The sequence below is a fragment of the Marivita sp. genome, from assembly GCF_020055635.1.
In the GTDB taxonomy this organism is placed as follows: Bacteria; Pseudomonadota; Alphaproteobacteria; order Rhodobacterales; family Rhodobacteraceae; genus Marivita.
Genome location: NZ_JAIPUT010000028.1, coordinates 1 through 22,833, shown reverse-complemented (window position 1 = coordinate 22,833; position 22,833 = coordinate 1). Strand labels below are relative to the sequence as shown.

At 60.9% G+C, this 22,833-nt stretch carries 27 protein-coding genes; 21 read left to right on the top strand and 6 right to left on the bottom strand.

Annotation, left to right across the window (positions count from 1 at the left end):
• Window positions 1-36: 36 nt before the first annotated feature.
• The 3 genes from nirK to LCF60_RS13915 are packed head-to-tail and all read right to left on the bottom strand — an operon-like array spanning window position 37 to window position 1,901.
• Window positions 37-1,254 (bottom strand): copper-containing nitrite reductase, encoded by a 1,218-nt coding sequence (gene nirK / locus LCF60_RS13925; protein WP_292292558.1) that lies wholly within the window; start codon window positions 1,252-1,254, stop codon window positions 37-39.
• 57 nt (window positions 1,255-1,311) lie between these two features.
• Window positions 1,312-1,743 carry a pseudoazurin gene (locus LCF60_RS13920; protein WP_292292557.1) on the bottom strand — a complete coding sequence of 144 codons (432 nt, stop codon included), beginning with the start codon at window positions 1,741-1,743 and terminating at the stop codon, window positions 1,312-1,314.
• Window positions 1,740-1,901 carry a hypothetical protein gene (locus tag LCF60_RS13915; protein WP_292292555.1) on the bottom strand — a complete coding sequence of 54 codons (162 nt, stop codon included), beginning with the start codon at window positions 1,899-1,901 and terminating at the stop codon, window positions 1,740-1,742. The genes LCF60_RS13920 and LCF60_RS13915 overlap by 4 nt, the downstream gene beginning before the upstream one ends.
• Here LCF60_RS13915 and LCF60_RS13910 point away from each other — a divergent pair.
• Both LCF60_RS13910 and LCF60_RS13905 read left to right on the top strand, forming a co-directional pair.
• Window positions 1,900-2,616 carry a Crp/Fnr family transcriptional regulator gene (locus tag LCF60_RS13910; RefSeq protein ID WP_292292554.1) on the top strand — a complete coding sequence of 239 codons (717 nt, stop codon included), beginning with the start codon at window positions 1,900-1,902 and terminating at the stop codon, window positions 2,614-2,616. The two genes, LCF60_RS13915 and LCF60_RS13910, sit on opposite strands and share 2 nt — an antisense overlap.
• Before the next feature lie 171 nt (window positions 2,617-2,787).
• Window positions 2,788-3,432, top strand: coding sequence for a cyclic nucleotide-binding domain-containing protein (locus LCF60_RS13905; RefSeq protein ID WP_292292553.1), 645 nt, complete (start codon window positions 2,788-2,790; stop codon window positions 3,430-3,432).
• 66 nt (window positions 3,433-3,498) lie between these two features.
• Here LCF60_RS13905 and LCF60_RS13900 read toward each other — a convergent pair whose 3' ends face one another.
• Window positions 3,499-3,708 (bottom strand): DUF1858 domain-containing protein, encoded by a 210-nt coding sequence (locus tag LCF60_RS13900; RefSeq protein ID WP_292292552.1) that lies wholly within the window; start codon window positions 3,706-3,708, stop codon window positions 3,499-3,501.
• Between the two features lie 120 nt (window positions 3,709-3,828).
• Between LCF60_RS13900 and LCF60_RS13895 the strand changes: the two genes are divergently transcribed.
• Genes LCF60_RS13895 through LCF60_RS13855 form a run of 9 tightly spaced genes read left to right on the top strand, consistent with a single transcriptional unit; the run spans window position 3,829 to window position 10,849 of the window.
• Entirely contained in the window at window positions 3,829-4,281 is a 453-nt protein-coding gene (locus LCF60_RS13895; RefSeq protein ID WP_292292551.1) for a cytochrome c, read from the top strand.
• Between the two features lie 11 nt (window positions 4,282-4,292).
• The gene (locus LCF60_RS13890) at window positions 4,293-5,642 is read left to right on the top strand and encodes a cbb3-type cytochrome c oxidase subunit I (protein ID WP_292292550.1); all 1,350 of its coding nucleotides are present in this window, start codon (window positions 4,293-4,295) and stop codon (window positions 5,640-5,642) included.
• Window positions 5,643-5,645: 3 nt separating this feature from the next.
• On the top strand, window positions 5,646-6,440 hold the full coding sequence (locus LCF60_RS13885) for a CbbQ/NirQ/NorQ/GpvN family protein (RefSeq protein WP_292292549.1): 795 nt from the start codon (window positions 5,646-5,648) through the stop codon (window positions 6,438-6,440).
• 5 nt (window positions 6,441-6,445) lie between these two features.
• The gene (locus LCF60_RS13880) at window positions 6,446-8,329 is read left to right on the top strand and encodes a VWA domain-containing protein (RefSeq protein ID WP_292292548.1); all 1,884 of its coding nucleotides are present in this window, start codon (window positions 6,446-6,448) and stop codon (window positions 8,327-8,329) included.
• 1 nt (window position 8,330) lies between these two features.
• A complete protein-coding gene (locus tag LCF60_RS13875) occupies window positions 8,331-8,507 on the top strand; it encodes a protein NnrT (RefSeq protein ID WP_292292545.1) in 177 nt (58 codons plus the stop codon).
• Window positions 8,504-8,743: an NnrT protein gene (locus LCF60_RS13870; RefSeq protein ID WP_292292544.1), complete on the top strand. Its 240-nt coding sequence runs from the start codon at window positions 8,504-8,506 to the stop codon at window positions 8,741-8,743. Before LCF60_RS13875 ends, LCF60_RS13870 begins: the two co-directional genes overlap by 4 nt.
• A complete protein-coding gene (locus tag LCF60_RS13865; protein ID WP_292292542.1) occupies window positions 8,740-8,994 on the top strand; it encodes a DUF6522 family protein in 255 nt (84 codons plus the stop codon). The genes LCF60_RS13870 and LCF60_RS13865 overlap by 4 nt, the downstream gene beginning before the upstream one ends.
• Entirely contained in the window at window positions 8,994-10,184 is a 1,191-nt protein-coding gene (locus tag LCF60_RS13860) for an NnrS family protein (RefSeq protein WP_292292540.1), read from the top strand. Before LCF60_RS13865 ends, LCF60_RS13860 begins: the two co-directional genes overlap by 1 nt.
• Entirely contained in the window at window positions 10,181-10,849 is a 669-nt protein-coding gene (locus tag LCF60_RS13855; RefSeq protein ID WP_292292538.1) for an NnrU family protein, read from the top strand. The genes LCF60_RS13860 and LCF60_RS13855 overlap by 4 nt, the downstream gene beginning before the upstream one ends.
• Window positions 10,850-10,978: 129 nt before the next feature.
• Here LCF60_RS13855 and LCF60_RS13850 read toward each other — a convergent pair whose 3' ends face one another.
• A complete protein-coding gene (locus LCF60_RS13850; RefSeq protein ID WP_292292536.1) occupies window positions 10,979-11,443 on the bottom strand; it encodes an Lrp/AsnC family transcriptional regulator in 465 nt (154 codons plus the stop codon).
• 102 nt (window positions 11,444-11,545) lie between these two features.
• On the opposite strand from LCF60_RS13850, the gene LCF60_RS13845 reads away from it, so the two are divergent.
• From LCF60_RS13845 to LCF60_RS13800, 10 genes are all read left to right on the top strand, one after another.
• A complete protein-coding gene (locus LCF60_RS13845) occupies window positions 11,546-13,006 on the top strand; it encodes an aminotransferase class V-fold PLP-dependent enzyme (protein WP_292292535.1) in 1,461 nt (486 codons plus the stop codon).
• Window positions 13,003-14,385, top strand: a complete 1,383-nt coding sequence (locus LCF60_RS13840; RefSeq protein WP_292292533.1) for an MFS transporter — start codon at window positions 13,003-13,005, stop codon at window positions 14,383-14,385. The genes LCF60_RS13845 and LCF60_RS13840 overlap by 4 nt, the downstream gene beginning before the upstream one ends.
• Entirely contained in the window at window positions 14,382-15,848 is a 1,467-nt protein-coding gene (locus LCF60_RS13835) for an NAD(P)/FAD-dependent oxidoreductase (protein ID WP_292292531.1), read from the top strand. Before LCF60_RS13840 ends, LCF60_RS13835 begins: the two co-directional genes overlap by 4 nt.
• Window positions 15,797-16,321, top strand: coding sequence for a hypothetical protein (locus LCF60_RS13830; protein WP_292292529.1), 525 nt, complete (start codon window positions 15,797-15,799; stop codon window positions 16,319-16,321). Before LCF60_RS13835 ends, LCF60_RS13830 begins: the two co-directional genes overlap by 52 nt.
• The gene (locus tag LCF60_RS13825) at window positions 16,318-16,908 is read left to right on the top strand and encodes a peroxidase-related enzyme (protein WP_292292527.1); all 591 of its coding nucleotides are present in this window, start codon (window positions 16,318-16,320) and stop codon (window positions 16,906-16,908) included. The genes LCF60_RS13830 and LCF60_RS13825 overlap by 4 nt, the downstream gene beginning before the upstream one ends.
• 80 nt (window positions 16,909-16,988) lie before the next feature.
• Window positions 16,989-18,071: an NAD/NADP octopine/nopaline dehydrogenase family protein gene (locus LCF60_RS13820; protein WP_292292525.1), complete on the top strand. Its 1,083-nt coding sequence runs from the start codon at window positions 16,989-16,991 to the stop codon at window positions 18,069-18,071.
• 73 nt (window positions 18,072-18,144) lie between these two features.
• A complete protein-coding gene (locus LCF60_RS13815; protein ID WP_292292523.1) occupies window positions 18,145-19,254 on the top strand; it encodes an extracellular solute-binding protein in 1,110 nt (369 codons plus the stop codon).
• A 74-nt stretch (window positions 19,255-19,328) separates the two neighbouring features.
• On the top strand, window positions 19,329-20,315 hold the full coding sequence (locus LCF60_RS13810) for an ABC transporter permease (protein WP_292292521.1): 987 nt from the start codon (window positions 19,329-19,331) through the stop codon (window positions 20,313-20,315).
• A 14-nt stretch (window positions 20,316-20,329) separates the two neighbouring features.
• Window positions 20,330-21,115 carry an ABC transporter permease gene (locus LCF60_RS13805; protein ID WP_292292592.1) on the top strand — a complete coding sequence of 262 codons (786 nt, stop codon included), beginning with the start codon at window positions 20,330-20,332 and terminating at the stop codon, window positions 21,113-21,115.
• Between the two features lie 6 nt (window positions 21,116-21,121).
• Window positions 21,122-22,204: an ABC transporter ATP-binding protein gene (locus tag LCF60_RS13800; protein WP_292292591.1), complete on the top strand. Its 1,083-nt coding sequence runs from the start codon at window positions 21,122-21,124 to the stop codon at window positions 22,202-22,204.
• A gap of 354 nt (window positions 22,205-22,558) precedes the next feature.
• Here LCF60_RS13800 and LCF60_RS13795 read toward each other — a convergent pair.
• Window positions 22,559-22,833: hypothetical protein (locus tag LCF60_RS13795; RefSeq protein ID WP_292292520.1), on the bottom strand; the 275-nt coding region annotated here is incomplete at its 5' end.

Here is a 22,833-nt window from a genome sequence, read left to right as displayed (position 1 = left end):
CGATCATTGGTCAGGTCTTTCAAGTTGCGGGAGCGGTCAGGTTGCAAAGGCTCTTGGTGCCACGACCTGCTCCATCAGGTCGTTGTCCCATTCGCCCTCGACCACGAAATGCGCGGTCGCGCCCAGCAGCACACCCTCGATCAGGTTGTGGTTCACATAGGCGTACACGCCCGGCTGTTCGAAGGTATACATCGCCGCCACGGCACAGCCGCCACGCACAAACCAGGTTTCCATGTCCTGCATCGGGGCATCTGTGAAGGACGCTTCCCAGACATAGTTGCCATGTCCGCCGATCAGGTGCGGCCGCGAATCCCGGTTGGCCTGGTTGTGGATCATCAGGACGGTTTCGCCGACCTTGGCCTTGAGCGCGTGTTCCCCGGTCAGGGCACCCACCGCGCCATTGAAGACCGAATGTGTCGGGATCAGGGTCCGCATCGCCTCAAGACTGTCGGCATAGTCGTCACCAGCGGTTTCGTAGAATTTGTAGTCTCCGTTGTCGTCGATAGGCAGGTAGTAATCCTGTTCGCCGATATAGGCGATGCTGTCATAGCGCAGCGGGTTGCCATTCTTGTCTTTCAGCCCGTCGCGCGGCAGCACCATGACAGCACCGTTCATGCCGTGAGTGACGTGGTACGGGATCATCGCACCACCCGGGGCGCAGTGATAGGTAAAGCAGCCCGGCTTGGTTGCCTTCCAGCGCAGCACGGTTTCCTCTCCGGGATAGACGTGGGTCAGACCACCACCACCCAGGGCACCGGTCGAGGCGTGGAAATCGATATTGTGTTCCATCATGCTGTCGGTCGGATTGCGCAGGGTCAGTTCGACCATGTCGCCCTCATGGCAGATGATCAGCGGACCGGGGACCGAGCCATTGTAGGTCAGCGCCCAGATGCTGGCACCGGTGTCTTCGTCGACCACCATCAGCCGCTCGGTGGTTTCCATGGTGATCTCGATGATCTTCGGGCCGCCGGTTGCCACCTGTTCGTGGGCCGGGGCAAAAGGAGGAGCGACCAATTCCTGCTTCACACGTGTGTAGCCTGAAAGGTCCGCGGGTTTGGCAGTGCTTTCGGCGGCCTGCTGCCCCGCGGTCTTGTAGAGCTTTGCCGAGTTGGCATTGATGCCGGTCAGCTTCGGTGCGCGCGGTGTGGCCATGGCGCCAGCCCCTGCCATCGCGGCAGCACCGGCAAGAACGGATCCCCGCAGCACGTTGCGGCGGCTGGTTTTGACAAGTCCGGGGTTGATGAATTTGGTCATGATTCCCTCCAGGGGTTGATGTGGCGGCAGGCGTCATGCCTGCGCGCCGGAATTCGGTCAGAGTTGTCCAAGCTGCGCTTCGAACCGTTGCTTGGCTTTCGGCGGCACGCGCCCTTCGAAGAAATCGGCGGGTGCGTCGACGTCGCCGACGGCGATGGTCATCACCATGCCCATGGCGTAGTGCGGCTTGCAGATCACGCCGTAGACGCCTTCGGCATCCAGCGTGACTTCGAACTCCTCGTTGATCTTGCCGGAGAACGCCTCGGCGCCCTCGGGCAGCATGCCTTTGTTGACCTCGGCATTGTGGCCCCTGTCGGCCGCAACGAACTTGACTGTGTCGCCAGGGGCCGCCTGGATGAAGGCTGGCTCGAATACCATCCGCTCGCCATCGGATCCCTTGTTCAGCATCTGGACTTCGAAGGTTTCCGCGAAAGCGGATGTTCCGATCAGGGCTGCGAGTGCGAGGCTGGTTGCGAAAGTGCGGTTCATTTGTCTGTCCTTTCAGATCGCTTGATTGCTTGACCTGAAGAATAGCCATTCACCGGCGTCGCAATTTGCTCTGGCGCAAACTTCCGGGCGATTGCATCTGCGGAATGCGTGATCCGGTCGTGGTCTCGACTTTCGATCTGTGCCAAGAGGGACGCCATGGAAGATCTCCCGCCCAGAAAGACACTGCCGCGGCTCGATGAGAGTCTGCTGACGCATCTGCCGCCGTTCTCGCGTCTCGAGAAACGTCAGATCCGCACGATCCTGGATCAGGCGACCTCGCGCCGTTACCTGCCCGGGGTCGCCGTGTTCGAGGAAGGCCACGAGGCCGAACGATTCTACATGTTGCTGGACGGCTATGTCCGCGTCGTACGCATCACGCCCACCGGCGAACAGGTCACCGCGCTGCATATCCCCGCGGGGCAGCTCCTGGGCATCGCAAAGGCGATCGGGCGCGACACCTACCCGGCCACGGCGATGACAGCGACCGAATCCATTGTCATCAGCTGGCCAACGCGGCTTTGGGACACCTTCGTTGCCGAGTATGACGGCTTTGCCACCGAGACCTACAAGACCTTGGGCCACCGGGTGGGCGAAATGAACACGCGCATTGTGGAACTTGCGACCCAACAGGTCGAGCAGCGCGTCGCCAACGCGCTCTTGCGCCTGATCAACCAGACCGGCCGCAAGGTCGAGGGCGGGATCGAGATCGACTTTCCGATCACCCGTCAAGACCTGTCGGAACTGACGGCGACGACCCTGCACACCGTGAGCCGTCTTCTGAGTGGATGGGAAAAACGCGGGCTGGTTGAAAGCAAGCGCAAGCGGATCAAGGTGTGCGACCCACATGCGCTGGTGGTGCTCAGCCAGGGGTGAACGGATCGTTTCAGGGCTGCCATTGCGGGCGTCTGAGCCGTTTCGACGTTTCGGGCGATATCTGGGCCCGGGGCCTCAAGAGCCGCCTTCAAATAAACCCCATGGGCGATTGTCGCCTCGCGTGGCATGCTTCTCGGATGCAAACAAACTTTCGGGAAGAGTAGCGCGTTCATGGGCCAGGAAATGGATTATCTCGAAATATTCGGATGGCTTGGCGCGATCTTCACACTAAGCGCCTATTCGATGCGAAACATGCTTCCACTCCGCTGCATTGCACTTGCAGCGAACGTCGCCTTCATAACCTATGGGGCGTTGGTTCCGGTCTATCCCATGCTCGCCTTGCACGTTTCCCTCTTTCCTCTGAACCTGTTTCGCCTCTGGGAAATCCTGGTCAGCATGAGAAGGATGAACGAGGCGCGTTCGAGCGAGCGCCCCCTGGACGTTCTTCGCCCCTTTCTGAAACCGACACGATTTTCGGATGGTGATGTCCTCTTCCGTCGCGGAGATACGCCGGACCGCGTTTACTATGTCGATACCGGCACGGTTGAATTGCCGGAACTTGGCGAGTTTCTGACCGCCGGCACCTTGTTCGGTGAAATGGCGTACTTCACCGACTCCGCTGCCCGCACCACGTCCGCGATATGCAGGTCCGACTGCACGATACTTACGATCGACGAAAAGACCTTCATGAGCCTCTACCGTCAGCATCCGGAATTCGGTCACTACGTCATCCGGCTCATTGCGCAACGCCTGATCAAGGGCAGCAGCGTGAATTCCGATCTCTATGACGGCTTCAAGACGTCTCCAGACGGCTGAACCGCAGAAGGCATTCGGCGACAGCGCAACGGCCTTGTGTCTCTCGACGCCCTGACCATTCCAGCTTCACTCGCGTGTCGCCTGCATCAACTCCTCGAGAAACGCGTTTTCATCCAGATGGTATTCGGCGCAGGCGTCGGTGACCGTGTGGAACGGGCTGATCAGGCAGCCGACGCACAGCATCCTGTGGCGCACGAAGACGGGGATGGTCCTGGGCCAATGGGTCATCAGGTCCGCAAGCGGCAGGTCGGGATCGTCCAGACGGGGATTGCGCATGGCAGGCTCCTTTCCCAGACATGTCTAAAGATGCAATCGCGCCAAACGTTGTGCTGGCGCAAACTTTGCCGCGCAGGCCCCGTCTAGAACAGGTCATCCCGAGTTCAAGGAGGCCTGAGCATGGCTGAAATCTTAACGAAATCGCGGGCGCGCAACATCTTCTACGGAGGCTCGATCTTCTTTGTCGTGATCTTCGTGGCGATGACCGTCCATTCGCACCGATACGTGGTGCAGACCTCGACCGCCGGCATGGCGCTCAGCGAGGAGGTCATTCACGGCAAACACGTGTGGGAGCAGAATTCCTGCATCAACTGCCACAGTCTGCACGGCGAAGGCGCCTATTTCGCCCCCGAGGTCGGCAATGTCATGACCCGCTGGGGTGTGCAGGACAGCCCCGAAGACGCGTTCGAAATCCTGCAAGGCTGGATGGAGAGCCAACCCAGCGGCATCGAAGGCCGCAGGCAGATGCCGGCATTCAACCTCAGCGACGAAGACATTCGCGGGCTCGCGGAATTCCTACGCTGGGCCGATCAGACAGACACACAGGGCTGGCCGCCCAATGACGCCGGATAAGGAATAGACAGATGAAATACCAATCTCAAAAGGTGGCGTACTGGTACTTCCTTGCCGCGATGGCGCTGTTCGGCATCCAGGTGCTGGGCGGTCTGCTGGCAGGGTGGGTCTATGTCTCGCCCAACTTCCTGGCAGAGATCCTGCCGTTCCACATCATCCGCATGATCCACACAAACGCGCTGATCGTCTGGCTGTTGCTGGGCTTCTTCGGGGCTGCCTTCTTCCTGATCCCCGAAGAATCCGAGCGGGAAATCTGGTCGCCCAAGCTGGCCTATCTCCAGTTGATCATTCTTGTGGTGGGCACTTTGGGCGCTGTGGGGTCGTATCTTGTCGGTATCCACGGCGGACGCGAATTCCTTGAACAACCGCTCTGGGTCAAGTTCGGCATCCTTGTTGCTGCGCTGATCTTCCTGCTGAACATCTCGATGACCGTTCTGGCGGGCAAGAAAACCGCGATCACCAACGTGTTGCTCATGGGGCTGTGGCTTTTGTCGCTCTTGTGGGTGTTCGCCTTCATCAACCCCGACAACCTGTCGCTCGACAAGATGTACTGGTGGTTCGTCGTGCACCTCTGGGTCGAAGCGACCTGGGAACTGGTGATGGCCGCGATCCTGGCGTTCCTGTTGCTCAAGCTGACCGGCGTTGACCGCGAAGTGGTCGAAAAATGGCTCTATGTCATCGTCGCCACCGCGCTTTTCTCGGGCATTCTCGGCACCGGGCACCACTTCTACTGGATCGGCTTGCCGGGCTACTGGCAGTGGATCGGCTCCATCTTCTCGACCTTCGAGGTCATCCCTTTCTTCCTGATGATGTCCTTTGCCTTCGTCATGGTCTGGAAGGGCCGCAAGAACCACCCGAACAAGGCGGCGCTCCTGTGGTCGCTCGGATCCTCCACGGTGGCCTTCTTCGGCGCGGGTGTCTGGGGCTTCCTGCACACGCTGCATGGCGTGAACTTCTACAGCCACGGCACCCAGATCACCGCAGCACACGGGCACCTTGCCTTCTACGGCGCTTACGTGGCCCTGAACCTCGCGATCTTCACCTATGCGATGCCGATGCTGCGCGAGCGTGCACCCTATAACCAGGTGCTCAACATGGCGTCCTTCTGGCTGATGACCGGCGGCATGGCCTTCATGACCTTCGTGCTGACCTTCGCGGGCACCATCCAGACCCACATGCAGCGGGTCGTCGGCGACTATTACATGGACGTGCAGGACAGCCTGTCGATCTTCTACCTGATGCGCTGGGGCGCCGGACTGGCCGTCGTCATCGGTGCGATCCTGTTCATCTATTCCATCCTGGTCGTCCGCAGAACCGAGGTCATCACCCCCGGTGCCGCCAACCCTGTTCCCGGAGAATAAGCCATGAATATGCAAGTCACACCGACCCTGCCGTTCTACCAACCCACCGGCCGCGAATGCGACCTGTTCGAGACGGCTCATGACAACGGTTTGCCCCTTCTTCTGAAGGGGCCCACCGGCTGCGGCAAGACGCGCTTTGTCGAACATATGGCGGCGCGTCTGGGCAAGCCGCTTTACACCGTCGCCTGCCATGACGACCTGTCGGCAGCGGACCTGATCGGGCGCTATCTGCTCAAGGGCGGAGAGACCGTCTGGGTCGATGGCCCGCTGACCCGCGCGGTGCGGCACGGCGGCATCTGCTATCTCGACGAGGTTGTCGAGGCCCGCAAGGATGTCACCGTCGTCCTGCACCCGCTGACCGATACAAGGCGCACTCTCATGATCGATCGAACTGGCGAAGAACTGGTGGCCCCAAGGGACTTCATGTTGGTTGCAAGCTACAACCCCGGCTATCAGAACGTCCTGAAACGGCTGAAACCATCGACCCGTCAGCGGTTCCTGTCGATCTCGTTCGACTTTCCGGATCCGGAAACCGAGATCGCGGTGGTGTCGCGGGAAAGCCGTCTGGAGCCGGGACGCGTGGCGCCGCTGGTGCGGCTGGCCGGGCATATCCGGAACCTGTCGGGCATGGATCTGGAAGAGGGCGTGTCCACCCGGCTTCTGATCTACGCGGCCACGCTGATCGCCGGGTCCATGGGTGTCGATCAGGCACTCGAGGCCGCTGTCATCGAACCCCTGAGCGACGAGCCGGACGTGCAGCAGGCGCTGCGCGACCTGGTCTCGACCATTTACGGATAAGCGCCATGCACCTTCTCGATCTGATGGAACCCGAAGAGACGGTCGGAAACCTCTGGCACGATATGGCCAGCCGGATCGGGGCAGAGGTCAGCTACCCTGACGCTGCCGTGTCGCTGGTCTCGGTCCGGCCCAGCCTTGCCGTCCTGTTCCGTGCGCTGGGAGGCGCGGCGGGGGTCGAACTGGCCGAGGCGGCGCCGACACTGGCCCGCCATCGCCGTCCCCTGCGCCGCAAGCTGGGGGCGGAGCGGGACCGCGAATGGGTTGCGGGCTTTGACGGCGAACGGCTGACCCTGCCACCGTTTCTGGCAGCGTTCCCGGACCCGGCCCTCAACCGGGCAGCCTATTTCTGGCTCACCGCAATGGCCGCCAAAAGCGCCTTTGATCCCGGCGATCTTGCCGGTGACGGGCCGCTGCACGATTGCGCACAGATCCGCGCCAATGTCGCGGCCTCCGATGCGGTCTATGCCGCCTGTCCGGGCTTGCGCACCACCTATGCCGCGATGGCGCAACTGTGCCTCGATGCCCGGTCCGACATCGCCCGCCCGCCGCAGGAGGCGGTGTTCGAGACAGCGATCCGCGACCAGTTGGGCGGCAGCGCACCGACCCTCACGGTCGATCCGGTCGCAAGATCCCACATGCCCTTTGCCCCCGTGCCGATCTGGCTGCGCTTTGCTCTGCCGGGTTCGGGTAGGGCCGCGGGCGACGAACAGGCCGATCCCGCCGCACCGCCCCCCAACGCGGCGCACACCACGCGCAAGCTGGGCAACCGCAAGGATCAGGACCAGCACAACCGAAAGGACAGCTTCATCATCCACCGGTTCGAATCGATCCTGTCCTGGGTCGAGTCGATGAACATCAATCGCAGCGTCGACGATGATGATGACGAGAACGCTCAGAAGGCGGCAGACGATCAGGACGAGATCACCCTGTCGAAGCAGGATCGCAAGGCGGCGACCCGCCTGCGCCTGCATCTGGACCTGTCGCCCTCGGATGCCGATCACGAGGCCTTGGCCGGGGAGCACACCTATCCCGAATGGAACCACCGCAGCCGCAGCTACATGGACGGCCATTGCCGCGTTCTGGACGCGCCCGCCCGGCCCGAAGGCCCACCTTTCGTGCCCAACGACCGCCGCATGCGCGAGGTGCGCCGCCAGTTCGAGGCGCTGCGCCCGCGCCGCGTGCTGCAACCACGTCAGGTGGACGGAACCGAGCTTGATCTGGATGCGCTGCTGACAGCACGCGCCGATCTGATGGCAACCGGGCGCGGGTCCGACCGCATCTGGCAATCGGCGCGCCAGACCGAACGGGACCTGTCCGTGGCCTTCCTGATCGACACGTCGCGGTCCACCGAAGCCGCCATCGGCGATACCTCCGTGATCGAGGTGGCTCGCGAAGCGATGGCGGCCTTGGCAGGTGGCATCGACGCGGCGGGCGACCGGCTGGGTATCTGGGGGTTTTCCTCGCTCCGCCGCGACAGGGTGTTCCTGACCCGCTGCAAGACTTTCGAGGACCAGATGTCATCCGACATCACCGCCAATATCGGCGCGTTGCGGCCTGGTCACTATACCCGCCTCGGCGCGGCCATCCGGCATGTCAGTACGCAACTGGCCGACCAGCCCAGCGCCCGGAAGCTGCTGATCGTGTTGACCGACGGCAAACCCAATGACCTGGACCATTACGAAGGCCAGCACGGCATCGAAGACAGTCACATGGCCGTGCGCGAGGCCCGAAACGCGGGTCAAAGCCTGCATGGTATCATCATCGACGAAGACGGGCAGGACTGGTTCGCTCGCATCTTTGGCCGGGGCGGCTTTACGCTGCTGCCCAATCCCGAGCGCCTGACCAAGGCGCTGCCCGACATCTACCGCACCCTGACACAGGAGACCTGACATGCGTATTCTCACCTCGATCATTGCAGCCGTGCTGGCATCCCCCACACTGGCATCAAGCTTCGACCGACCCATTCCGCAGGCCCAATCCGCTACCGCGGAATTCTGGTTCGCGATAGGCAGCATCGCGCTGATTGCGGCGCTGGTGCTGGTGCAACGGCTGGTCGCCCGCACATGACGCGGCAAGGGTGGTCCACAACACGGATCGCGATCGCGCTCTACCCGTTCGGGGCAGGGGCGGCGGCGGTCAACGTGTTCTTCGCCTCGCTGATCTTCAGCTGGGTTGGCGGGCCGGTGGCCTCGACCGCCGCGTCCATCGGCATTGGCTGCGCCATCGGAGCACCCGCCACCTGGTACTTTGCGCGCCACATTCGTTACTTGATGGATGTGGCCGACAGAGACCCCGCGCCATGAAGATCGACATCACCAGCGGCGAGCCGGTGATCGACGCGTCCGATCTGGCGGAACTGCTTGATCTGGCGCCGCGAGAGGTTCGCGAGAAGATGAGATCTGGCGACATCACCAGCCGCTTCGAAATCGGCGAAGGCGCGGATGCCGGCCGGTTTCGCCTGACCTTCTTTAACGCCGGACGGCGTGTTCGCCTGACATGTTCCGATGACGGTACTGTCCTGACACGCATCCGAACCAGCAACGGAGCCACGTGATGGCACAGACATCGGCAGAACAAATGCGCGCCTGGACGGGGCCTGCGCTTTTCAGCTTTGGATTTCGCCCCTTCTTCCTGTTCGGTGCGGTTTGGGTCGTGCTGGCAATGCTGCTCTGGTTGCCGGCCATGACGGGGGCGCTCACATTGCCGACGCGGCTGGACCCGGTGTCCTGGCATGCGCATGAATTTCTTTTCGGCTATCTGGGCGCGATTCTGGCCGGGTTCCTGTTGACCGCTGTTCCGAACTGGACCGGGCGGTTGCCGATGGTGGGTTGGCGGCTGGCGGCGCTGTTCACGCTGTGGGTGCTCGGGCGCCTTGCCATTCTTGGCTCTGCCAATTTGCCCGCCGGCACCGCACCGGCAATTGACCTCGCGTTTCCGGTCGTTCTCGGTGCGTTGATCCTGCGCGAGATCGTCGCCGGGAAGAACTGGCGCAACCTGATCGTGTTTGCGCTCTTGGCCGTTTTCACGCTTTCCAATGCGGTGTTCCACTACGAGGCCCTGAGCGGGAGCTATGCGGCACAGGGATACGGCCTGCGGCTTGGCCTTGCCATGGCGGTGATGATGATCGCCGTGATCGGTGGGCGGATTATCCCGTCCTTCACCCGCAACTGGCTGGCACGCACCGAAAGATCTGCGCGCCCCGCGCCGCCGATGCAACGCTTCGACAAGATTGTCCTGTTGGCGAGCCTTGGCGCTCTGGGGCTCTGGGTCGCATACCCGGACAGCATCCAGACGGGCATGGCATTGGTCGTGATGGGCGCCCTGCACCTGGCCCGACTGACCCGCTGGCAGGGGCATCATACCCTGGCCGAGGCGCTGGTCTGGGTGTTGCATGTCTCTTACGCGTTCCTTCCGATCGGGGCGCTCGCCCTCGGGACCGCGATCGTGCTGGGTCACCCCACGGCAGCCGCACAACACCTCTGGATGTCAGGGGCCATCGGTGCCATGACGCTGGCCGTGATGACACGGGCGACACTCGGACATACCGGACAGGACCTGGTTGCAGGCAGGGCAACGCTGGCGATCTATCTGTGTCTGTTCGGATCGGTGGCAGCCCGGTTCGGGGCATCGGTGCTGGTGGAATTGAGTTACGTGTCCGGGCTCTTGTGGCTCATCGCATTCGCAGGGTTCGCCGTGGCCTACGGCCCGATCTTGGTGCGCCCCAAGCCGGGGAAAACCGCATGAGCTGGGTTGGTTATGCCGCCGTTTTCGCCGCGTTCTTCCTGACGCACTCGATTCCGGTGCGCCCGGCGGTGAAATCGCACCTGACCTCCGCATTGGGCGCGCGTGGCTTCGGGTTGGGCTACTCGATCCTGTCGCTCGGCATGCTGACGATCCTGATCTGGTCAGCAGGACAGGCCCCCTATGTCCAGCTTTGGCCCCAGGTTCCGTGGCAGCGCCATGTGACGCATCTGGGAATGCTGGCGGTCTGCCTGTTGTTGGCCCTGAGCATCGCTCGGCCCAACCCGTTTTCCTTCGGCGGCGCCCGAAACGAGGCATACGATCCCACGCGGCCGGGCATCACCGGCTTGACCCGTCATCCGATCCTGAACGCACTCGCCCTTTGGGCAGGTGTGCATCTGCTGCCAAACGGAGACGTCGCCCACATCCTGCTGTTCGGCGTCCTTGGCGTCTTCGCAATCGCCGGGCGCAGCCTGATCGACAGGCGCAAACGCCGCATCATGGGCGCGGAGCAATGGCGTTCCCTGGACAAATCCCGCCGCGCCGCGCCCAAGCTTCACGCCCCGCGTTCGTGGCCTCGCACCGTCCTGCGCATACTGCTCGGTCTGGGGGCCTTCGTGGCGCTGATCCTTGCGCACCCTCATGTGATCGGCGTGCCGGCCTTGTAGCGCCGACAAGCGGTCATCTGGCCAAGCCGATAGCTTCAGAGCATGCCGTGAATCGCCAGTTTGGGACGAGATCCGAACGCTCGGGCAAGGGGGGCTGGAACTGGCGATGAACGCGCCCCGAAGCTGATTTCACCGCAAAGGAATAGGACGTTGTTCCTCGATGGCTTCCATGGCGAAGTATGAGGTTACGGTTTCCAGCTCGATGTTCTCGATCAGCCGTTTGTACACGCTGTCGTATCCGGACATGTCTCGGACGACGATCTTCAGCAGGTAATCGTATTCGCCACCGATGCGGAAGAAGTCGATCACCTCCGGGATGGCTGAGACATGGGTTCGGAACTGCTGGAGCCACTCCGCCGAATGGTGGCGCGTCTTGATCATGGAGAAAACCACAAAACCGCCGCCGAGACTTTCTCGATCGATCACAACCGTGCGTTTGCGGATCGCGCCGGAAGCTTCCAGCGCCTTGAGACGGCGCCAGCAGGCATTCTGCGAAAGCCCCACCTTTTCGGCCAGCGCGCGTTGCGGTTGTGCAGCATCTCGCTGCAATTCCTCAAGGATGCGGTGGTCAAAGTGATCTAAAATTCGTGCCATTATTCGATAATAGTACTCAAATTATCCGACACAAAGGCAAATTTATGTGAAAATCCTCCCGAAAATTGCGTCATAGTTGCTCTTGTCAAATCAGAGGAAGACATGACTGCGCTCGATACTTTCAAGACCGCGCTGCAAAGCGCCGAAGTACATGATCGGGTCCGCGAGGGCCTCATTGGCGAAGATGTGCATATTGCCGGTCCGTTCGGTGCCCGTCCGTTGATCTATGCCGACTACGTGGCTTCCGGCCGCGCTCTGACCCAGGTGGAAGATTTCGTGCGCGATCGCGTGTTGCCCTATTATGCCAACACTCATACGCAAGCGTCGTTCTGCGGCGAATACATGTCCAAGCTGCGCGAGGGTGCGAGGGCCGAGGTGGCCAGGCTGACCGGCGCGGGCGCGGGCATGAGCGTCGTGTTCGCGGGTGCGGGCTCGACCGCCGGGATCAACCGCGTTGTTGGTCTTCTCGGTCTTTCCGGATTGGTTCGCGCGGGTGAGCGAGTGGTGGTCCTGACCGGACCCTACGAGCATCATTCAAATATACTCCCTTGGCGAGAGACTGGTGCAGAGGTGGTCGAGATCGCCGAAGCCCCGGGTGGCGGGGTCGACATGGACGATCTGGAGCGCGCATTGAACGCTGCCCAAGGGGCGGGGCGGATTGTTGGCACCTTTTCGGCGGCCTCGAACGTGACCGGCATTCTGACAGATGTGGACGCCGTGACGCGCAAGCTTCGCGCGCATGGCGCATTGGCAATATGGGATTACGGCTGTGCCGGTCCCTATTGCGAAATGGATATGAAGGCCGGGACCGATGCACAGAAAGATGCGTTGGTTTTTTCGGCTCACAAGTTTCCGGGCGGACCAGGAGCGAGTGGTGTTCTGGTGATCCGCGATGGGATCGTCCGTCGTACCACGCCGACGCTCCCCGGCGGCGGCACGGTAAATTTCGTATCGCCTTGGGGCCACATCTATTCTGACAGACTGTCGACGCGGGAAGAAGGTGGCACTCCGAACGTGATCGGCGACATTCGCGTTGCGCTGGCGATGCTGGTCAAGGAAGCACTGGGTCAGGGCTGGCTCGACGAGCGGCACGAAAAACTGCGTGCGCGGGCGGTCAAGGCTTGGGGGAAGAATGACCGGATCGAGCTGCTGGGCATTCCGAGTGCAAACGCGCTTCCGATCTTCTCCTTCCGTGTGCGGGATGCAAAAGGGGGGCTGCTGCATCATCAGTTCTTTACACGCCTGCTCAGTGACCTGACCGGGATCCAGGCGCGAGGAGGGTGCGCTTGTGCAGGTCCTTACGGTCACCGTCTGCTTGGATTGGGCAAAACCGAATCCGATGCTACCATCGAGGCATTGGGTAGAGGCGATGAAATCGCCAAACCCGGCTGGGTTCGTCTGAATTTTTCAGCTTTGATGACCGATGAAAAGGCGGACACGATTATAGCTGCGGTCGATGATCTGGCAGCGGTTGCCACAGATTATGTCGATCAGTACCGTGTCGATACAGGAAACGGCAGGTTCAATTCTGAAAGCTTTCCCAAGGAAATGCTCGTGTCATGATCGCAACCTTGTTCAGTCCTATGGCCAACGCAGCGTTCCGGACGCTTTTCGCTGCCCAGATCTTCTCGCTTTTGGCGATTGGCCTGATGACCGTCGCAATGTCGCTGGCGGCCTACCGGATTGGCGGGGCGGCGGCGGCTGGACAGATCCTCGGCTTTCTTCTTGCGGTGAAGATGGTGGCATATGTCGGCGTCTCGCCGCTGGCCGAAGCGCTGTTTTCCGGGCTTCGGCGCAGACGGGTGATGGTGGGGCTGGATGTGGTGCGCATGCTACTGCTGCTGCCCATGGCCTTTGCGACGCAAACCTGGCAAATAGCCGTATTGGCATTTTGCTTCTTCGCGGTCTCGGCGGGGTTCACGCCCCTGTTCCAATCCGTGATACCCGATGTGCTGACGGATGAGCACGGCTATAGTCGGGCGTTGGTGTGGTCGCGGATCGCGTATACGCTGGAGTCGGTGCTTTCACCGGTGATCGCAGCCATCGTCATGCAGATGGTTGCATCTGCGTTTTTGTTCTGGGTGGCGGCCGTGGCCTTTCTCGGGTCCATTGCAATGCTGCTGCTGACACATTTCCCGGCGGATAGCGTGGATCCGAGAAAGGGATCGTTTATCGCAAGGGCGTCAAGGGGGTTGTCCATATACCGCAGGACCCCGAGGTTGCGTGGGCTGTTCCTGCTGAATTTCGCGTTATCGCTCGGAATGGCTTGGGTGCTGGTCAATTCTGTCGTTCTGGCCGGAGTGCGTCTGGGGAATGCAGAAGCGGAATTCCCGGTTCTCATGACGTTCTACGGGCTGGGTGCAGTGATCGGCGCTGTTCTGGTGCCGCGCCTGATCGAGGCTCTGCAAGAGCGCCGCACGATGGCTGCGGGCGCGGTTCTGCATGCGATGCTCGGCTTTGCGATCGTGCTGCCGCTTGGCTACGCTGGGTACATGGCACTTTGGGTCGGTTTCGGGCTTGCTGCGTCGCTGGTGCTGACGCCGGGTGGTCTCGTAATTGCGCGCTCCGCCGCGAGGGCGAACCGCGCGGCAGTGTTCGCAGCACAGTTTTCGCTGTCCCACGCGGGATGGATGGTGGCCTACCCGCTGGCTGGTGAACTGGGGGCACGGGTCGGACTGGAAACGGCGCTCATGATTTTATCGGGACTGACCATCGGCATGGTGATTCTGGCGCTGCGGGCTTGGCCCTCGACCGACCCGCTGACCCGCGAACATGAGCATCCCGAACTGCCTGCGGATCATCGTCATCTGCGTGAAATCCCGGCGCATGGGCAGCGGCAACGGCATGCCCATGCCTTTCATATTGATGATCTTCACCCTAAATGGGGAAATCCGTCCAATATTTTCGTGAACGAACCGATGACTTACAGGAAGATGAAATGACATTGGATACCACTCCCAAGATCGATGGTTTGGGTCTGCCCGCGCTCGAAGCGCGGTTGAGTGAAGACCTGAAATTCCTCTGTTGGCCGGGCAAGGATTGGGTGCCTCCTCGTGAAGGCGTCAGCGATATGGTGATCATCGGCGGCGGCATGTGCGGCATGGTGGCCTGGATGGCGCTGAAGACCGGTGGTATTCACAATATTCGGGTTTTGGACCGCAGCCCGGAAGGCTTGGAAGGCCCGTGGCTGACCTATGCGCGCATGGAGACGCTTCGGTCCCCAAAGGAACTGACCGGCCCGGCCTATGGCCATGGCGCGCTGAGCTTTCAGGCGTGGTACCGCGCGCAGTTCGGGTCCGACAAGTGGGACGCGCTGGATAAGATCCCGCGGCCGATGTGGATGGAATACCTTCAGTGGTATCGCAGGGTGCTTGAGATTCCGATCGAGAACGGAGTGTCTGTCGATCGGGTGGTACCCGAGGGCGAGTTGCTGCGCCTTCACCTGTCGGGCACGACGGCGACGTCAATCCTGACCCGCAAGGTGGTTTTTGCCACCGGGCGCGATGGTACCGGCGAGCCGAATATCCCGGGTTTCGTGCAAGGCCTGGACCGCAAATTCTGGGCTCATAGCGCCGACGAGATCGATTTTGACGCGCTGAAAGGCAAGCGCATAGCGGTGGTGGGCGTTGGTGCCTCTGCTGTGGACAATGCCGCCGAAGCGCTGGAGCACGGAGCAGCCGAGGTTCGCCACCTGATCCGCCGTAAGGAAATGCCGACCATCAACAAGATGATGGGCATTGGCTCTTTCGGTTTTACCGCCGGTTTCGCCAGCCTGCCCGATGAATGGCGCTGGCGCTTCATGCAATATTCCTTTGCCACGCAGACGCCGCCGCCACATGGCTCCACCAAACGTGTCAGCCGCCATCCAAATGCTCATTTTCATTTTGGCAAGGCGGTGGAGACAGCAACCGAGAGCGATGGCGCTGTCATCTTGGGCTTTGCCGATGGGACCAAGTATGAAGCGGATTTCATGATCCTCGGCACCGGCTTCAACATCAATCCGATGTCGCGGACCGAGTTCGGTGAGGCCGCGAACGACATCCTTCTCTGGCAGGACGTCTATACGCCACCGGCTGCTGAAGCCTCCAGCGATCTGGGCCGGTTTCCTTATCTGAACGATGATTTCACCTTCCGTGAGAAGGTGCCCGGGCAGGCGCCTTGGCTGTCCAATGTCTACTGCTTCAACTACGGCGCCTCAGCCAGCCTCGGCAAGGTCAGTGGCGACATTCCGGGGATCTCGGAGGGGGCCGGCTGGATGGCGCGCGCCCTTGCGGCGAAGCTTTACGCCGAAGACATAGACAAGCACTGGCAGGCGATGCTGGACTACGACAAACCGGAACTCGATGGCAGCGAATGGGTCCCATCAGAGGCGGCCTTCGCGGGAAAGAAAGAGAAAGTGGCCTGATAGATATGAATACAACTGCATTGAAAAGCGCAGGATTGGGCAACGCTCCCGGGGATGCCGTCGAGGGACGTGCAAAGATCTTCAAAATGACCCAGGCTGCCGAAGAGGCCGTGCTGAGGCCGCAGGATTACGGACGATGGTCGCATGAACTCCGGGCCGCCTTTGCAGCGCGGATCGCGTTACAATATGACGAACGCGCACTCTCCGACCAATATGCAGCGAGCGCGGGCGCTTTCGCTTCGCTGGCGGAACCTTCGCAGGATGGGGCCGACGATGGGCTCGAGACCGTTGTTGCGTTCATGGACAAGGTCGCTACCGACACCCGCAATGTAACTGCGGCAGACATTGCAGGTCTGCAGGCGGCGGGCATCTCGGATGCCGACATCGTACGGCTTTGTGAGCTGAACGCCTTTCTTGCATATCAGCTTCGGGTGATTGCTGGACTGCGGTTGATGAAGGATGGTTACGCATGACCGAAGTGATCACGAAATTTACACGCACCGTCCCGCATTGGCAGCCTCGTGTGAAGCCCGTCGACCTGAAGGACGCAAGCGCCGATCAGCTGGCCGCGCTGCAGGTCACGCCTTCGAACACCAAGATATCCGAATACGTGCTTACCCTCGCGCATGACGTCGAGAGCTTGCAGGTACGTTCGCCGCTATTCAACGCCATTATGTATGACCGGGGTGGGATGAGCCGAGCCGAGCGGGAGCTGGGTGCGCTGGCGGCTTCAATGGTCAACCATTGTATCTATTGTGCCGCCGTGCATGCGGCGCGTCATGCGGATCTCGAAAAATCTACAGATGTGACAGACAAGCTGTTCCGCGACGGTGCGCAGGCGGAACTTGACCCGCGGGACCGGGCCATCTTTGACTTTGCGGTCGCACTGTCGGAGACGCCGTCACAGGCGGGTCCGCAGCATATGGCGGCACTGATAAGCGCAGGTCTGGATGAGGCCGAAATTCTGGACCTCATCTTGTCTTCCGCGCTTTTTGGGTGGGCTAACCGACTAATGCATGTGCTCGGCGAACCGGTTCGGCCCCCGAAGACTGTTGGTTGAATACGTGCCGTTTAAGGGGATGACATTCCACCATGGCATTTTTCCATGAAGCAGCTGACATAGCGAAGCAGGTAGGGATTTTGGGCAAAACTGTAGGATTGGCGGGCGCGGGCTCGATCGCATTCGGAACAGCAGCGTTGCTGCATGATGCGGGTCATGACCCGATGCTCTGGTCGCCTTCGGGCAGTGGCACGGCAGACCTTGCGGCGGGGCAGGCTCTGACTGCTGTCGGGGCATTGGAGGCCACGCTGAAACCCCGAATTGCGGACAACCCGGATAAGCTGGCGCGACAGAATGACGTTCTGATTGTCGCACTGCCGGGTTATGGCCACAAAGCTGTGCTGGACGCGTTGGCGCCGCATATCGAGGAACGTCATCACGTGATTGTTTCTTCGCACGCTTCCTTGGGTGCGATCTATCTGATGCAACTTCTGGCCGAGCGGGGCATCACCGTACCGATCACCGCCTGGGGCACCACGATCTGTACCGGTCGGCGGCAATCCGGGGCCGAGGTCAAGGTAAACACAGTGCGCAGCCGCGTCGATCTCTGCACGGTTCCCGAAGCGCGTTCCAACGAGGCGCTCTGCCTTTGTCAGACGCTGTTTGGCGATCGATTCCAGCCGCGTGACGGGTTGCTCGCGATCTCGCTCTCGAACCTCAATCCACAGAACCATATGGGCATTGCCTTGGGCAATATCACCCGGATGGAACACGGCGAGACCTGGAGCCAGGGCGCGAACGTCACGCCGAAGGTGGGACGCCTGCTGGAACAACTGGATCTGGAACGCCTGGAAATCGCCGGGGCGCTGGGTCTTGAGGTGAAGACGATCTTCGAGCATTTCCACCTGTCGTTCCATGTCCCAATCGCCTCGATTTCGGAAATGAATCAGCAGATGCACATGCAGGGCAACGGTGGCATCGGACCGGCTACCGCCGACAGCCGCTACGTCACCGAAGACGTCCCTTACGGGCTGGTCCTGACCGCCGCACTTGGTCGGCTGACGGGACACCCGGCGCCACTTCACGAGGCAGGCATCCGGATCTTTTCGGCCATGTACGGGCGGGACTTCGAAGAAGAGAACGAGATTCTGAAAGCCCTTGATCTGAGCAGCCACAGCCTTGAAGATCTGAGGCGGGCGGCAAAAACCGGTCTGCTGCAATAGCCATTTTGCACCGTCCGACACCAATTTACGACCGACCAACAAGAAACTGCCAAACCCAACAAGGAGAACAGCCATGTCAAAACTGATCCTAAATCGCCGCCGCTTTCTGCATTCGGCCGCTGCGACCAGCGCAGTGCTGGCCTCGCCAATGTATATTCGGCGCGCCTCGGCCCAGTCGAGTGGAGAGGTCAATATCTGGACCTACAACGACTTTGTGCCGGAAAGCTTCCAGAAGCAGTTCGAGGCGGATACCGGAATCAAGGTGAACATCCGCTTGGTGGACGACCAGGGCAAACAGTTTAACCTCTTGGCCGCCGAGCAGCCAAATCCCACCGTTGACATCATGACTGTCGCGGGCCACCGCTTTCTGCAGTTCATCGACAGTCAGTTGCTCGCGCCGCTGGACACCGACCGACTGTCCAACTGGAACAACATCAACCCCACATTCTCGGAATCCGACTGGGCCACGATCAATGGCAACAAGTGGGGCGCACCAATCCTGTCCGGGATGGAAGTGCTGTCCTACAACACCGACTTCGTCACCCAGGAAGAGGCGATGACCTGGGACACGCTGTTCAGCGAGGACTACAGGAACCAGACTGCCTATATCATTCAGGATATGATGAGCGTCGTCATGCTGATGATGGGCTATGACGGCAACATGGTCGAGTACATGGATGACCCGGAAAAGGCTGCGCAAATCGTGGAGGAGGCCAAGAACTTCCTGATCGAGCACAAGCCGCTGGTCCGCAAGTACTACGACAGCGGCGCCGAATTCCAACAGATGATGGTCAACCAGGATATAGTGCTGGGTCACAGCTGGAACGGGCCCGCCGCGGCGTTGATCAACGACGGCTTCCCGCTGGGCATGACGATACCGAACGAAGGCTCCTACGGTTTCGTCTACACCTACAACATCGCCAACAACGCGCCCAACGCGGACAACGCGTACAAATTCCTCGACGCGATCCTCGCCTCTCCCGAGATCGGCGCGGCGATGACCAAGGCGTCGGGCTTCATCTCGACCTACAAGGGTGCCGATCAATACCTCAGCGAGTTGGAGAGAAAGTCGACCTCGTTCCCTGAAGAGCAACTGGCCAACCTGCAATTCTTCCGCGCCGAGGCCAACGACCTGAAATACAGCCTCGTCGATCCCGCGGTCGAGGCGATTAAGGCGGCCTGACCTTACGGTCTTCCGAAATCCGCTCCCGGCCGGCCGCGCGCCTGCCGGGAGTAAATCTTCCGAAAGTCGACAGCATGACGCAGAACGTATCCTCGGAGCAGACCACACGAAACATCGGAGGCGGCAATTCAACTCCGGTATTCTGGGGCCGCTTGTCCGGCTGGGGGCCGTATCATGCGTTGGTGCGGGTTGCGACGGCCTCGCCCCGCCGGCAGTTCCTGATCCTCGCCGCCTTTCCCATCCTGTGGGTGCTTTCGCAGCACCTGGGCCCGATGCTACAGATGTTCCGGGTGTCGCTGACCGATGCCTATCCTGTCGCACCGGGCGTGGAACAGAACTTCACGCTCGATAACTATGTCCGCTTCTTCGGCGACAGCATCTTCTGGATGCCGTTCTTCCGGACGCTGATCTTTGCCGGGGTATTCACCTTCTGTACCCTGCTCATCACCTACCCCGTCGCCTATTTCCTGGCCCGTCACGTAAGCCGCAAGAACCAGATGCTGTTCCTGCTTCTCCTTCTGATCCCGTTCTGGGTGGGCGAGATCGTGCGAACCTATGCCATCATGATTTTGCTGGGGAATACCGGTGCCGTGAATCTGGTGCTGACAACGTTTGGTCTCGTCGATCGACCCATCCCCTTCATGTATACCAGCTTCTCAATGGGGGTCGGCATCGTTTACCTGACCTCGCTCTACATGCTGCTGCCGCTGTATTCGGCGCTGGAGAAGCTGCCCAAGAGCATGAACGAGGCAGCCGCCGATCTGGGTGCGGGGGCGTGGACCCGTTTCCGCCGGATATCGCTTCCGCTGACGATCGAGGGCATTTCCTCGGGGTGCACACTTGTGTTCCTGATCTCGACCGGTTTCTACGCGACCCCGGTCCTGCTGGGCGGGCCGTCGACCACGGTCTTCGCCGAGACCATCGCGGGCTTTTTCCACGTCGCCGGTGATCAATGGCCCACCGGTGCGGCCTTTGCCACGATCATGTTCGCGGCAGCGCTGCTGATCACGGCGGCCTTCCAGAAGATCATGAGTGCCTTGCGTAAAGGAGACCCGAGATGAACGATCGTGTAGAGTTGTTCCGCGGCAACCGCATCTTCCTCACCTGTGTCTACTGGGCATTTGTCCTCTATGTCTTCGTGCCGCTGATCCTCATGGTGATGATGGGCTTCAAGGATTCAAATTTCATCGGCTTTCCGATCCGGTCCTGGACGCTGGATTGGTACACCGGGATCTTCGCCGATACCGAAGTCCTGTCGACCTTTGGCTACTCCGTCTCCATCGCGGTGCTTTCGACGCTGATCTCCGTGATCGTCGGCATCTGGATCGCCGTACTTCTCGAGGGGCGCAAATTCACGGGCCGCGCCCTGCTCTTCGGACTGACGTTGCTGCCGGCGCTGGTGCCGGGGATCATCTCGGCCATCGCGTTCCGCATCTACGCCCGTTGGCTTGGGATCGAACCGGGGATGGGCGCAATCGTCTGGGCGCACGCTGTGCACAACGTGCCTTTCGTGGTTCTGGTGATCATGGCACGCCTGTCCACCCTGCCGAAAAGCCAGATTGAGGCGGCGCGCGATCTTGGCGCCGACCCGGTGATCGCCTTTATGCGGGTGACGATGCCTTACCTCATTCCGGCTATTCTCGGAGCTTCGATCTTCTGCCTGCTGCTGTCCTTCGACGATTTCGTCCGCTCCTTCTTCTTGGGAGGTTACGAGCCGACGCTGCCAGTCCTGATATTCGCCAAACTCCGTTCGGGCATGAGCCCGGAAATCAACGCAATAGCGACCGTCGCGCTGATCCTGACGGCGGTGGTCGGACTCTGGGCCGAGCGCTTTACGCGCCGCATGAACAAGGAAACCTGAGGCATGATCCAAGACAAGCCGCTCGCCCGCATAGAAGGACTGTCGAAACATTTCGGCGACACCATCGCACTGGAGAACCTGACGCTCGACATCGCGCAGGGCGAATTCGTGACCTTCCTCGGCCCGTCGGGCTGCGGCAAATCCACGACGCTTCGCATTCTTGGCGGATTCGAACGCCCGACCTCCGGCAGGGTGATAATCGACGGAGAAGATGTGACCAACCAGCCGCCCGAAAAACGCCATGTGAACATGGTGTTCCAGGACTATGCGCTGTTCCCGCACATGACCGTCGCGCAGAACATTGCTTTCGGCCTGGAGCTGAAGGGAATGGGCAGGGCGGATATCAAGCGCCGTTCGGACGAGATCATGTCCTTCCTCGAACTCGATACCTTGGGCAGCCGCTACCCGGCACAATTGTCCGGAGGCCAACGGCAGCGCGTGGCTCTGGCACGTGCTCTGGCGCCCGATCCGGCTCTTCTTCTGCTGGACGAGCCGCTTGGCGCGCTGGATGCCAAGCTTCGGGGCCAGGTTCAGCAGGAGCTCAAGTCGATCCAGCGCCGAACCAGCAAGACGTTCTTTTTCGTGACCCACGATCAGGAAGAGGCATTGACCATGTCCGACCGCATCGTGGTCATGAACGCAGGCCGCGTGGAGCAGGACGGCACACCCGAAGAACTGTATTTCCGGCCCGCAAGCCGTTTCGTGGCGGAATTCATCGGCGAGACCAACCTGCTCTCGGGGCTGATGCGCGGCACCGAGGACGACAAGGTGGTGATGGACTGGGAGGGCATGACCCTTTTCGGCAAGGCTCCAGGGGGTCTCCCGGGCAAAGGCCAGCCGATCACAGCATCGGTGCGGCTTGAAAAGCTTGGTTTCCACGCCGAACGCCCGCAGACCGCCAATGCGGTGCAAGGGCGTGTCGTCGGCAAGACCTTTCTCGGCAGCCGCATGGCCATGCAGATCGCAGTCGGCGAAAGGAGCAATACACTGCTCAAGGCCTATGTGGATGCCGAAACTGGCCAGTCGGTTGGCAGTGATATGATCTGGGTTGGGTGGGATGCGGACAACATGACCGTATTGAACGACTGAGCCTGCGGGAAGGTAGCGTGCCCAGCGCCGCTGTTGCAGTTGCCGCCATCATTCGGTCAAGCTGCTGGTATGGTGCGGGCAGCTATGGTGACTGGTCCCACCCCTGATGCGGTACTACGGGTCGCACGCCGCCTCCGCATGCCAGGGCTCTGGCGGGCAAGCCACAGGTGTGCCATTGACCGTCGGCGATGGCGACCATTGTAGCCGTCAGGTAGGTGGAAATTTACGGTTGAGTCAGCAGCGCCCGCTAAAGGGCGCCGCCTGTGGCCAGAAACAAGACCGCAACACCGGACTTCGGGACGGTGAGCCGGGATCCTGGCCTCATGGAAGGAGCGCGCTGCTCTCGCAGAACGATCAGAACCAATCGTCGTCGCCAAAGACGGACGCTTCCTCTTCCTCGAGGACACCACTGTCGTCTTGGTCGTACTCGCCGAAGACGGCATCTCCGAACTCGTCTTCAGTCAGTTGTGCGTCGGCGTCGGCGTCGGCCTCAGCGAAGCCTCCCGCGTCATAGTCATTCTCGAACCCGGTGGAGTACTCGAACTCGGAGACCAGCTCGTCGTCGTTCTCGTCCCACTCATCGAACACCTCGATCTCGCCAAACCCGGCGTCGAATTCTTCCTCGCTCA

Bases quoted from the DNA above. Each gene is read 5' to 3' on its own strand.
- LCF60_RS13900 (WP_292292552.1), bottom strand. From the start codon at position 3,708: ATGCGCAATCCCCGTCTGGACGATCCCGACCTGCCGCTTGCGGACCTG.
- LCF60_RS13880 (WP_292292548.1), top strand. From the start codon at position 6,446: ATGCACCTTCTCGATCTGATGGAACCCGAAGAGACGGTCGGAAACCTC.
- LCF60_RS13915 (WP_292292555.1), bottom strand. From the start codon at position 1,901: ATGGCGTCCCTCTTGGCACAGATCGAAAGTCGAGACCACGACCGGATC.
- LCF60_RS13865 (WP_292292542.1), top strand. From the start codon at position 8,740: ATGAAGATCGACATCACCAGCGGCGAGCCGGTGATCGACGCGTCCGAT.
- LCF60_RS13835 (WP_292292531.1), top strand. From the start codon at position 14,382: ATGACATTGGATACCACTCCCAAGATCGATGGTTTGGGTCTGCCCGCG.
- LCF60_RS13885 (WP_292292549.1), top strand. From the start codon at position 5,646: ATGAATATGCAAGTCACACCGACCCTGCCGTTCTACCAACCCACCGGC.
- LCF60_RS13875 (WP_292292545.1), top strand. From the start codon at position 8,331: ATGCGTATTCTCACCTCGATCATTGCAGCCGTGCTGGCATCCCCCACA.
- LCF60_RS13890 (WP_292292550.1), top strand. From the start codon at position 4,293: ATGAAATACCAATCTCAAAAGGTGGCGTACTGGTACTTCCTTGCCGCG.
- LCF60_RS13830 (WP_292292529.1), top strand. From the start codon at position 15,797: ATGGGTCCCATCAGAGGCGGCCTTCGCGGGAAAGAAAGAGAAAGTGGC.
- LCF60_RS13860 (WP_292292540.1), top strand. From the start codon at position 8,994: ATGGCACAGACATCGGCAGAACAAATGCGCGCCTGGACGGGGCCTGCG.
- LCF60_RS13850 (WP_292292536.1), bottom strand. From the start codon at position 11,443: ATGGCACGAATTTTAGATCACTTTGACCACCGCATCCTTGAGGAATTG.
- LCF60_RS13825 (WP_292292527.1), top strand. From the start codon at position 16,318: ATGACCGAAGTGATCACGAAATTTACACGCACCGTCCCGCATTGGCAG.
- LCF60_RS13895 (WP_292292551.1), top strand. From the start codon at position 3,829: ATGGCTGAAATCTTAACGAAATCGCGGGCGCGCAACATCTTCTACGGA.
- LCF60_RS13840 (WP_292292533.1), top strand. From the start codon at position 13,003: ATGATCGCAACCTTGTTCAGTCCTATGGCCAACGCAGCGTTCCGGACG.
- LCF60_RS13810 (WP_292292521.1), top strand. From the start codon at position 19,329: ATGACGCAGAACGTATCCTCGGAGCAGACCACACGAAACATCGGAGGC.
- LCF60_RS13910 (WP_292292554.1), top strand. From the start codon at position 1,900: ATGGAAGATCTCCCGCCCAGAAAGACACTGCCGCGGCTCGATGAGAGT.
- LCF60_RS13920 (WP_292292557.1), bottom strand. From the start codon at position 1,743: ATGAACCGCACTTTCGCAACCAGCCTCGCACTCGCAGCCCTGATCGGA.
- LCF60_RS13855 (WP_292292538.1), top strand. From the start codon at position 10,181: ATGAGCTGGGTTGGTTATGCCGCCGTTTTCGCCGCGTTCTTCCTGACG.
- LCF60_RS13905 (WP_292292553.1), top strand. From the start codon at position 2,788: ATGGGCCAGGAAATGGATTATCTCGAAATATTCGGATGGCTTGGCGCG.
- LCF60_RS13815 (WP_292292523.1), top strand. From the start codon at position 18,145: ATGTCAAAACTGATCCTAAATCGCCGCCGCTTTCTGCATTCGGCCGCT.
- LCF60_RS13870 (WP_292292544.1), top strand. From the start codon at position 8,504: ATGACGCGGCAAGGGTGGTCCACAACACGGATCGCGATCGCGCTCTAC.
- nirK (WP_292292558.1), bottom strand. From the start codon at position 1,254: ATGACCAAATTCATCAACCCCGGACTTGTCAAAACCAGCCGCCGCAAC.
- LCF60_RS13845 (WP_292292535.1), top strand. From the start codon at position 11,546: ATGACTGCGCTCGATACTTTCAAGACCGCGCTGCAAAGCGCCGAAGTA.